We start from the raw sequence: 12,022 nt of genomic DNA, 5'->3' as shown, positions 1-12,022 counted from the left end.
TTTACCGTGGTCAACGTGGCCGATTGTACCCACGTTTACGTGGGGTTTCGTACGTTCAAACTTTTCTTTTGCCATTTTTCTCGTTTCCTAAGTTAAAAGCCCGACCCACCAATAGACCGGACCGAACCTTCATTTAGATTAAATTCTAGATTCAATAATAGCCTGCGCCACATTGTTCGGCGCCTCAGAATAATTGAAGAACTCCATTGAGTATGAAGCACGACCTTGAGTTTGTGAACGCAAGTCAGTTGCGTATCCAAACATTTCTGAAAGCGGCACTTTTGCACGTATTATTTTAACACCTGCGACGCCATCTTCCATACCTTCGATCATGCCGCGGCGACGATTAATGTCACCAACTACATCACCCATCCAATCTTCTGGAGTAGTCACTTCAACTTTCATTGTGGGTTCAAGTAACACCGGATTTGCTTCTGCGGCGCCTTTTTTGAAACCCATAGAGCCGGCGATCTTAAACGCCATTTCAGAAGAGTCAACATCGTGGTATGAACCATCGAACAACGTAACCTTTACATCTAGTACCGGATACCCTGCAAGAACACCACTTCGCATCTGCTCCTGAATTCCTTTATCGACCGCTGGAATGAACTCTTTTGGTACCACACCACCGACGATTTCGTTCACAAATTCGTAGCCTGAGCCTTCTTCTTGAGGCTCAATGCGTAACCAAACATGACCAAACTGGCCACGGCCGCCTGACTGACGAACGAACTTCCCTTCAACTTCAACAGATTTACGAAGGGTTTCACGATAAGCAACCTGTGGGTTACCTACGTTACATTCAACTTTAAATTCGCGCTTCATGCGGTCGACAATGATATCTAGGTGAAGTTCACCCATACCAGAGATAATCGTCTGGCCTGTCTCATCGTCTGTCTTAACTTTAAACGATGGATCTTCTGCTGCAAGCTTACTTAGGGCAATACCCATTTTCTCTTGGTCTGCTTGCGACTTAGGCTCAACCGCAATTGAAATTACTGGCTCAGGGAACTCCATACGCTCTAGCGTAATAACATGGTTAGGATCACAAAGCGTATCACCAGTAGTTACATCTTTAAGGCCAATGGCCGCAGCGATGTCACCTGCGCGTACTTCTTTAATTTCTTCACGGTCTTTCGCGTGCATTTGCACGATACGACCAAAGCGCTCACGTTTGCCCTTTACAGGGTTGTAAACCGTGTCACCAGTGTTAACCACACCAGAATAACAACGGAAGAACGTTAACGTTCCCACAAACGGGTCGGTCGCTATTTTAAATGCTAGTGCTGAGAACGGCTCGTCGTCGCTTGAATGACGCTCTGCTTCTGTCTCATCTTTATCGTCAAGTACACCCGTGATGGCCTTAACTTCAGTAGGAGACGGAAGGTAATGAATAACAGCGTCGAGTACAGCCTGAACACCTTTGTTTTTGAAAGCACTACCACAAGTGGCAAGAACAATTTCGTTGTTCAGCGTACGCTGACGAAGGCCTGAACGAATTTCTTCTTCAGAAAGCTCTTCACCTTCTAAATACTTATTCATTAGCTCATCAGATGCTTCTGCAGCCGCTTCGATCATCTCGGTGCGGTACTGCTCAGCGGTATCTAAATACTCAGCCGGAATGTCTTCATAGGTAAATGTCATACCCATGTCTTCTTCATTCCAGTTGATGGCTTTCATCTTCACAAGGTCGATGACGCCATGGAAATTCTCTTCAGCGCCCATGTTGATTTGAATCGGAACACAGTTTGCGCCTAAACGCTTGCGGATTTGACCCACAACACGTTCAAAATCAGCGCCAGCCCGGTCCATCTTATTAACGAACACTAGGCGTGGCACTTGATATTTGTCAGCCTGTCGCCAGACTGTCTCTGATTGAGGCTCTACCCCGGAAGACCCACAGAATACAACGACCGCACCATCAAGAACACGCAATGAACGCTCTACTTCAATAGTAAAGTCAACGTGTCCAGGGGTGTCGATGATGTTGATCCTGTGTTGATCGAACTGTTGCTCCATACCAGACCAGAAACACGTCGTCGCAGCAGACGTGATAGTAATACCACGCTCCTGCTCTTGTTCCATCCAGTCCATGGTAGCAGCACCATCGTGCACTTCACCGATTTTGTGAGACAGTCCTGTATAAAACAGAACACGCTCTGTGGTCGTGGTTTTACCCGCGTCCACGTGAGCCACAATACCAATATTGCGATAACGCTCAATCGAGGTCTTACGAGGCATAAATCTCTCTCAGTTAAATAACGTTGATTACCAACGGTAGTGAGCAAACGCTTTGTTTGCTTCGGCCATGCGGTGAACGTCTTCACGTTTCTTAACCGCTGAACCTTTGTTATCTGCTGCGTCTAACATTTCAGCCGCTAGGCGTTGTGCCATAGACTTTTCGCCACGTTTACGTGCAGCTTCAACCATCCAACGCATACCTAGCGCGTTACGACGAACTGGACGTACTTCAACTGGAACCTGATAAGTTGAACCACCAACACGACGAGACTTAACCTCTACTGTTGGGCGGATGTTATCAAGCGCTTCCTCGAAGATATCTAGGTGTGCTTTGCCGGTTTTTTCAGCAACAATATCAAGCGCACCGTAAACGATTTTTTCAGCGACTGACTTTTTGCCGTCGAGCATTACGACATTCATGAATTTCGCAAGCAGTTGTGAACCAAATTTTGGCTCTGGTAGGATTTTACGTTGACCTACGACTCTTCTTCTTGGCATTTTCTATTCTCCGTATGAATTCAGGGAAAACCCAAAACTCTTAAACTTCAGTTTGGCCTTACTAACGGAGAACCGTTATGACTTAGGCTTCTTCGCGCCGTACTTAGAACGGGCTTGTTTACGATCGTTTACACCTGCGCAGTCAAGAGTACCGCGAACTGTGTGATAACGAACACCTGGTAGATCTTTAACACGACCACCACGGATAAGTACTACACTGTGCTCTTGTAGGTTGTGACCTTCACCACCGATGTATGAAGAAACTTCAAAACCGTTAGTTAGACGTACACGACATACTTTACGTAGTGCAGAGTTTGGTTTCTTAGGCGTAGTAGTATATACACGAGTACATACACCACGTCTTTGTGGACAAGCTTGTAGAGCAGCTACGTTGCTTTTTTCAACGGGCTTTCTACGCGGCTTGCGCACTAACTGGTTAACTGTTGCCATTAACTAGCTCCTGATTAAAAACTACGAAAACCCAATCACTGTGACTGGGTCCATATTAATGCGATTATTCGACTAATCGCTCTAGTTTGTGAATATTGTGCTCGTCAATATTCACTGAGCGCTGATACGAAAAACCGCGACCGTTTATCGAGCCATATGATGGCTATCCAAAATCGGGTCGCGGAATATTAAAGATCATCGCTCTGACTGTCAAGCTGTACAAAGGTTAAGCAGTTAATTTATCTGCAATCTGTACAACTGGACTGCCAAATTGTTAGGAGTACGTTAACGTACTCCTATGATCTTGCCTTATTCGGCAGTATCTTCGTCTGCACCAGCATTAAGCGCTTCGGTTAGTGCCTGCTCTGCTTCAGCAGCAGAAACTGACATTTCTTCGATTTGCTCTTTGCGACGCTGTGCACGGCGTTCGTGGTAAGCGAAACCGGTACCCGCTGGAATTAGACGACCAACGATTACGTTTTCTTTCAGACCGCGTAGGTCATCTTCTTTACCCTGAACCGCAGCTTCAGTTAGAACACGTGTTGTTTCTTGGAACGATGCTGCTGAGATAAATGACTCAGTAGACAGTGACGCTTTAGTGATACCAAGCAGTTGTGTTTCATACTGCGCTGGGATCTTGCCGTGTTTTTCGATTTCACGGTTAGCCACTTTAACGTTCGATACTTCAACCTGTTCGCCTTCAAGGAACTGCGTATCGCCTGGACTTGTGATAATACACTTACGTAGCATCTGACGAATAACTACTTCGATGTGCTTATCGTTAATCTTAACACCCTGTAGACGGTATACTTCCTGAACTTCGTTCACGATGTAGTTAGCTACAGCTGAGATACCACGTAGACGTAGGATATCGTGTGGAGACTCTGGACCATCAGCGATAACTTCGCCTTTTTCCACTTTCTCACCTTCGAACACGTTAAGCTGACGCCACTTAGGAATCATCTCTTCGTACGCGTCACCCTCAGCAGGTGTAATTACAAGACGCTTCTTACCTTTGGTCTCTTTACCGAAGCCGATAGTACCTGAGATTTCTGCAAGTATTGCAGGCTCTTTAGGCTTACGCGCTTCAAATAGGTCCGCAACGCGCGGTAGACCACCCGTGATATCACGAGTCTTCGAGCTTTCCTGAGGAATACGTGCTAGCACGTCACCTTCGTTAGCCACTTTGCCTTCTTTCGCTTCGATAGTGGTGAAGCTTGGAAGACGAATTTCTTGAAGACCGAACTCGTCGCTTTCAAGAATTAGCTTAGGCTCTTTAGCGTTAACTTTCGCAAGGTCTTTAACAACGATACGGGTTAGACCAGTAAGCTCGTCTTGCTGCATTTCGGTGTTAGAGTCATCAATGTCTGCGAAGCTAATCTTAGCTGCACGTTCAGTGATGATTGGGTGACTATGCGGATCCCAGTTAGCAACAATGTCGCCAGCTGCAATCGTTGCACCATCATCCACGCTAAGTACAGCACCGTAAGGTACTTTATAGCGCTCTTTCTCACGGCCTTGCTCGTCGATAACAGTAAGTTCTGTTGAACGAGAAACGATAACCACTTTGCCGTCAGAGTTACGTACGAATTTCGCGTTGTGTAGCTTAAGGCTACCCGCCGTCTTAACTTGTACGCTGTTCTCAGCAGATGCTCTTGATGCCGCACCACCGATGTGGAACGTACGCATGGTAAGCTGTGTACCTGGCTCACCGATTGACTGTGCTGCAATAACACCAACCGATTCACCGCTACCCACCATGTGACCACGTGCAAGGTCACGACCGTAACACTTAGCACAAACACCGAAGTCGTTGTCACAAGTGATTACAGAGCGAACCATGATTTGGTCAACTGAGTTAGCTTCAAGCATGTCTACTAACGCTTCGTCTAGAAGAACGTTACGCTCTACTAGTACTTCGTTAGTACCTGGCTTAAGTACATCTTCTGCTACCACACGACCTAGTACACGCTCGCGTAGTGGCTCAACAACGTCACCACCTTCGATTAGTGGTGTCATTTGAACACCTTCGAATGTGCCACAGTCGTCGTTAGTGATTACCAAGTCTTGTGCAACGTCTACTAAACGACGCGTTAGGTAACCCGAGTTCGCTGTCTTAAGTGCGGTATCCGCAAGACCTTTACGAGCACCGTGAGTTGAGATGAAGTACTGTAGTACGTTCAGACCTTCACGGAAGTTCGCCGTAATTGGGGTTTCGATGATTGAGCCATCTGGCTTAGCCATCAGACCACGCATACCTGCTAGCTGACGAATCTGAGCGGCACTACCACGAGCACCCGAGTCGGCCATCATGTAAACAGAGTTAAATGATGATTGCTCTTCTTCTTCGCCATCGCGGTTAATTACGATGTCAGTCTTAAGGTTATCCATCATGGCCTTAGCAACTTTTTCGTTGGCATTTGACCAGATATCGATAACTTTGTTGTAACGCTCACCCGCGGTAACAAGACCGTTTTGGAACTGTTCCTGAATTTCAATAACTTCTGCTTCCGCTGCATCAATAATGTCTTTCTTAGCAGCAGGAATAACCATATCGTCGATACCAACAGACGCACCCGCGATCATCGCGTAGTGGAAACCGGTATACATGATTTGGTCAGCAGCAATTACTGTGTCTTTCAAACCTAGCGTACGGTAACAAGCATTCAATAGTTTTGAAATTTGCTTCTTGCCCATCGCTTGGTTGATGATTTCAAACGGCAGACCCTTTGGAAGGATCAATGAGAAAATTGCACGACCAACGGTAGTGTCAGTTAGCGTTACTTTCTCAGTTTTGTTGCCATCTTCATCGATGTCATACTCAGTAATACGTACTTTAACGCGAGAGTGAAGCTCAGCATTACCTGTACGGTATGCTTTTTCTGCTTCATTCGGGCTGGTAAATACCATGCCTTCGCCTAAGCCGTTTACTTTGTCACGCGTTAGGTAGTAAAGACCCAATACAACGTCCTGTGAAGGTACGATAATTGGCTCACCGTTCGCAGGTGACAGAATGTTGTTCGTTGACATCATAAGTGCACGTGCTTCTAGCTGTGCTTCGATTGTCAACGGAACGTGTACCGCCATTTGGTCACCATCGAAGTCGGCGTTGTACGCCGCACACACTAGCGGGTGAAGCTGAATCGCTTTACCTTCGATTAGTGTTGGTTCGAATGCTTGGATACCCAAACGGTGAAGTGTAGGTGCACGGTTAAGTAGTACCGGGTGTTCGCGGATAACGTCGTCTAGTACGTCCCAAACCTCTGGTGCTTCGCGCTCTACAAGCTTCTTAGCTGCTTTAATTGTTGTCGCAAGACCACGGCCTTCAAGCTTACCGTAGATAAACGGCTTAAATAGCTCAAGTGCCATCTTCTTAGGAAGACCACACTGGTGAAGACGTAGTGTAGGACCAACGGTAATTACAGAACGGCCTGAGTAGTCAACACGCTTACCAAGAAGGTTTTGACGGAAACGACCTTGCTTACCTTTGATCATGTCTGCAAGCGACTTAAGTGGACGCTTGTTAGAACCGGTAATCGCACGACCACGACGTCCGTTATCTAGAAGCGCATCAACAGACTCTTGAAGCATACGCTTTTCGTTGCGTACGATAATGTCTGGAGCAGCTAGGTCTAGAAGACGCTTAAGACGGTTGTTACGGTTAATTACACGACGGTAAAGGTCGTTAAGGTCAGACGTTGCAAAACGGCCGCCATCTAGTGGTACTAGAGGACGTAAATCTGGCGGAAGTACCGGAAGTACCGTCATGATCATCCACTCTGGCTTGTTACCAGACTGTTGGAATGACTCAAGCAGCTTCAAACGCTTAGTAATTTTCTTACGCTTAGTTTCAGAGTTGATTGAAGGCAGCTCTTCACGCATAGCTGCAACATCTGCGTCTACGTCTAGTGCTGTAAGAAGATCGAATACTGCTTCAGCACCCATCTTCGCTTCAAACTCGTCACCGTGCTCTTCAAGTGCGTCCAAGTAATCTTCTTCGTTAAGAAGCTGGCTGCGCTCAAGCGTAGTCATACCTGGCTCTGTAACCACGTATGATTCGAAGTAAAGTACACGTTCAATATCACGAAGTGTCATATCAAGCATTAGGCCGATACGAGACGGAAGTGATTTAAGGAACCAGATGTGTGCAACCGGGCTAGCTAGCTCGATGTGACCCATACGCTCACGACGAACTTTAGTCAGTGTAACTTCTACGCCACACTTCTCACAGATAACACCACGGTGCTTAAGGCGCTTGTACTTACCGCAAAGACACTCATAGTCTTTAACCGGACCAAATATACGCGCACAGAACAGACCGTCACGCTCAGGCTTGAACGTACGGTAGTTAATTGTTTCAGGCTTTTTAACTTCACCGAATGACCATGAACGAATCATGTCAGGTGAAGACAGACCGATTCGAATATTATCGAATTCTTCAGTCTTGTTTTGTTGCTTTAGAAACTTTAATAAGTCTTTCACATTACTCTCCCAGCGGAGTCAGTCTCTAGAGCCCGGCGCAAGCGCCGGGCCATCTCATAACATTACGTGGCTAACGCCGTATTACTTTTCTTCAAGCTCGATGTTGATACCCAACGAGCGAATTTCTTTAAGTAGTACGTTGAATGACTCTGGCATGCCAGGTTCCATTCTGTGGTCGCCATCGACGATGTTCTTGTACATCTTGGTACGGCCGTTAACGTCATCCGACTTAACGGTAAGCATTTCTTGAAGGGTATATGCTGCACCGTATGCTTCAAGTGCCCACACTTCCATCTCACCGAAGCGCTGACCACCGAACTGTGCTTTACCACCAAGAGGCTGCTGTGTAACAAGGCTGTAAGAACCCGTAGAACGCGCGTGCATTTTGTCGTCTACTAAGTGGTTCAGTTTCAGCATGTACATGTAACCAACCGTAACTGGACGCTCAAATTCGCGACCGGTACGACCGTCAAACAAAGCAATCTGACCGCTTTCTGGAATATCAGCAAGCTTCAGCATTTCTTTGATTTCAGATTCACGAGCACCGTCGAATACTGGTGTTGCTACTGGAACACCCTTACGAAGGTTTTCCGCTAGACGGCGAACTTCGTGGTCTGTGAAGCTATCGATGTCAACTTCCTGGTGATTCTCACCAAGCTCGTACACCTTCTTCAAGAAGTCACGTAGTTCAGCCAGCTCGCGCTGCTCTTTAATCATGCGATCAATCTTCACACCAAGACCGTGTGCAGCCATACCCAAGTGCGTTTCTAGGATCTGACCGATGTTCATACGAGACGGTACACCTAGTGGGTTAAGAACGATATCTACCGGCGTACCGTTAGCATCGTATGGCATGTCTTCTACAGGCTGAATAGTCGAGATAACACCTTTGTTACCGTGACGACCGGCCATCTTGTCACCCGGTTGGATGTGACGCTTAACCGCTAGGTAAACCTTAACGATCTTAAGTACGCCAGGTGCTAGGTCATCACCTTGTGTAATCTTGCGACGCTTCGCTTCAAACTTCTTGTCGAAGTCTAGTTTGATTTCAGCGTGCTGATCAGCAATTTGGTCTAGCTCTAGCTGTGCATCTTCGCTGTTAAGTGCAATTTCAAACCACTTTTCACGCGGTAGGCTGTCAAGCTTAGCTTGGTCAACTCCAGCACGTAGAAGTGCAGTTTGTGCACGTGCAAAGATACCGTCTGCAAGAATTTCGAACTCGTCAGTAAGGTCTTTCTTAACCTGACGTAGCTGCATATCTTCAATTTCTAGCGCACGTTTGTCTTTCTCTACACCGTCACGGGTAAATACTTGAACGTCAATTACCGTACCGTGAACAGAGTTAGGTACACGTAGAGACGTATCTTTAACGTCAGACGCTTTTTCACCGAAGATTGCACGTAGTAGTTTCTCTTCTGGCGTAAGCTGTGTTTCACCTTTAGGTGTTACTTTACCTACAAGAATGTCACCACCTTTCACTTCCGCACCAATGTAAACAACACCTGATTCATCAAGCTTGCTAAGTGCAGACTCACCCACGTTCGGGATATCAGAAGAAATTTCTTCTGGACCAAGCTTAGTATCACGAGCGATACAGCTAAGCTCTTGAATGTGGATAGTAGTGAAACGGTCTTCCTGTGCTACACGCTCAGAAATAAGGATTGAATCCTCAAAGTTGTAACCATTCCAAGGCATGAACGCGATACGCATATTCTGACCAAGTGCAAGGTCACCTAGGTCTGTTGAAGGACCATCAGCTAGCACGTCACCTGCAACAATCGGGTCGCCAACACTACAGGTAGGCTTCTGATTGATACACGTATTTTGGTTAGAACGTGTGTACTTAGTCAGGTTATAGATGTCGATACCTGCTTCACCTGGAAGCATTTCATCTTCGTCTACTTTAATAACGATACGGCTGGCATCTACGTAATCAACCACACCACCGCGCTTAGCAACTACAGTAACACCAGAGTCAACCGCGATAGTTCTTTCCATACCGGTACCAACTAGCGGCTTATCAGCGCGCAGTGTAGGTACTGCCTGACGTTGCATGTTCGCACCCATTAGTGCACGGTTCGCATCATCGTGCTCTAGGAATGGGATAATGCTTGCAGCAATTGAAACGATTTGCTGTGGTGAAACGTCCATGTACTTGATGTCTTCTTTAGGCATCAAGGTAGTTTCACCGCGGTGACGACATGGAATTAGGTCGTCAACCAACTCGCCAGCTTCAGTTAACGCGATGTTAGCCTGAGCGATTGCGAATTGACCTTCTTCAATTGCAGATAAGTAATCGATTTCGTCTGTTACCACACCGTCAACAATGCGACGGAACGGTGTTTCTAGGAAACCAAAGTCATTGGTACGCGCAAAGCTTGCCAATGAGTTAATAAGACCGATGTTCGGGCCTTCCGGCGTTTCGATTGGACATAGACGACCGTAGTGAGTCGGGTGTACGTCTCGAACTTCGAAGCCTGCACGTTCACGTGTAAGACCACCCGGGCCTAATGCAGAAATACGACGCTTATGCGTTACTTCTGATAGCGGGTTGTTTTGGTCCATGAACTGAGAAAGCTGAGATGAACCGAAGAACTCTTTAACCGCAGCCGAGATAGGCTTAGCGTTAATAAGATCTTGTGGCATCACGTTGTCTAAATCGCCTAGGCTTAGGCGCTCTTTAACTGCACGCTCAACACGTACAAGACCAACGCGGAATTGGTTCTCTGCCATTTCACCTACAGAACGGATACGACGGTTACCAAGGTGATCGATATCATCTACTTCGTCTTTACCGTCACGAATCATTATTAGCTGCTTCATAACAGAAATAATGTCTTCTTTATCTAGTGTGCCTGCGCCAATAAGTTCTTCACGGCCAAGACGGCGATTGAACTTCATGCGGCCAACAGAAGATAGGTCGTAACGTTCATCAGAGAAGAACAAGTTATCGAACAAGGTTTCAGCTGCATCTTTTGTTGGTGGCTCACCAGGACGCATCATACGGTAAATTTCAACTAATGCTTCAAGGCGGTTAGTTGAAGAATCGATACGTAGTGTATCTGAAATGTATGAACCGTGATCTAGCTCGTTAATGTAAAGCGTTTCGAACTCTTTGATACCCGCTTGGCTAATTGCCGCTAAGTTCTCAAGAGTTAGTTCGTCGTTCGCACTTACAATCACTTCGCCTGTGTCTTCGTTTACGTAAGTAGCAGCGTAAACACGGCCAATTAAGTAATCGGCTGGAACTTCAAGCTCTGTAAGACCGGCTTTTTCTAGTGCACGTGTATGACGCGCAGAAATACGACGACCCGTTTCAACAACAACGTTGCCTTCACCGTCAATAATGTCAAAAGCTGCCGTCTCACCACGTAGGCGATCTGGAACCACTTCCATCATTAGTTTGTCTTTGTCGATACGAACGCTTACTTTGTCGAAGAAAGTATCTAGGATTTCTTCAGACGTCATTTCAAGTGCGCGTAAGATAATCGTTGCAGGCAACTTACGACGACGGTCAATACGTACAAATAGGTTATCTTTCGGGTCAAACTCGAAGTCTAACCACGAACCACGGTAAGGAATTACACGTGCGTTATAAAGCACTTTACCTGACGAGTGGGTTTTACCTTTGTCGTGATCAAAGAATACACCAGGTGAACGGTGTAGCTGTGACACGATAACACGCTCTGTACCATTGATAACGAACGTACCGTTCTCAGTCATCAATGGGATCTCGCCCATGTACACTTCTTGTTCTTTAATATCTTTTACGGTACCTGGGGCAGCGTCTTTATCGAACAACACTAACCGTAGTTTTACTCTTAATGGAGCAGAGAAAGTTACGCCGCGAATTTGACATTCTTTAACGTCGAAAACGGGCTCTCCCAGGCGGTAGCTTACATACTGAAGCTCTGAACTACCTGAGTAGCTTTTAATTGGAAAAACGGAACGAAATGCTGCTTCCAAACCGTATTGAGCATCTGCATCGATCTCAATAAACTTTTTGAAAGAATCAAGCTGAATTGAAAGAAGGTATGGAATTTCCAATACCTGTGGGCGTTTGCCAAAATCCTTACGGATACGTTTCTTTTCGCTATAAGAGTAAACCATGGGTTCCTCAGCCTGCTGATTTATGACCCAACCTGCTGCAAAATGCTTTAAAACGCGTGCTATGGGCTAAAAGCTACGTTTCAAATGGCGCACTAAGCAACAAACTTCCACAACCCTTTTTCGGGCAGATACACCAGCATACAACAAAATTTAACCAATTATTAGTTAACTTGTTGGATTTTTATGCTTTTTATGGGTATTTCCGAATGGCGCTTTAAGTAGTGTAGTCAAGGGTTAGATT

General features: G+C 46.2%; 5 protein-coding genes and 1 pseudogene. All 6 read right to left on the bottom strand.

Annotated elements, in window-relative coordinates; all coding sequences use genetic code 11:
* Positions 1 to 75 (bottom strand): annotated as a pseudogene (locus ACHUFN_RS11345) (GTP-binding protein); the annotation flags it as partial.
* Positions 76 to 138: 63 nt separating this feature from the next.
* The gene (gene fusA, locus ACHUFN_RS11340) at positions 139 to 2,241 is read right to left on the bottom strand and encodes an elongation factor G (protein ID WP_039217587.1); all 2,103 of its coding nucleotides are present in this window, start codon (positions 2,239 to 2,241) and stop codon (positions 139 to 141) included.
* Between the two features lie 27 nt (positions 2,242 to 2,268).
* Positions 2,269 to 2,739, bottom strand: a complete 471-nt coding sequence (rpsG, locus tag ACHUFN_RS11335; RefSeq protein ID WP_014951036.1) for a 30S ribosomal protein S7 — start codon at positions 2,737 to 2,739, stop codon at positions 2,269 to 2,271.
* 75 nt (positions 2,740 to 2,814) lie between these two features.
* Positions 2,815 to 3,189: a 30S ribosomal protein S12 gene (gene rpsL, locus ACHUFN_RS11330; protein WP_014951037.1), complete on the bottom strand. Its 375-nt coding sequence runs from the start codon at positions 3,187 to 3,189 to the stop codon at positions 2,815 to 2,817.
* 309 nt (positions 3,190 to 3,498) lie between these two features.
* Complete coding sequence (gene rpoC, locus ACHUFN_RS11325) at positions 3,499 to 7,671, bottom strand: DNA-directed RNA polymerase subunit beta' (RefSeq protein WP_394222481.1); 4,173 nt, start codon at positions 7,669 to 7,671, stop codon at positions 3,499 to 3,501.
* Between the two features lie 81 nt (positions 7,672 to 7,752).
* Positions 7,753 to 11,781 carry a DNA-directed RNA polymerase subunit beta gene (rpoB, locus tag ACHUFN_RS11320; RefSeq protein WP_394222480.1) on the bottom strand — a complete coding sequence of 1,343 codons (4,029 nt, stop codon included), beginning with the start codon at positions 11,779 to 11,781 and terminating at the stop codon, positions 7,753 to 7,755.
* Positions 11,782 to 12,022 lie beyond the last annotated feature (241 nt).

Source organism: Alteromonas gracilis (genome assembly GCF_043642145.1).
GTDB lineage: Bacteria > Pseudomonadota > Gammaproteobacteria > Enterobacterales > Alteromonadaceae > Alteromonas > Alteromonas gracilis_B.
The sequence above is the reverse complement of the archived record's forward strand: the minus strand, read 5'-3'. Positions and strand labels throughout refer to the sequence as shown.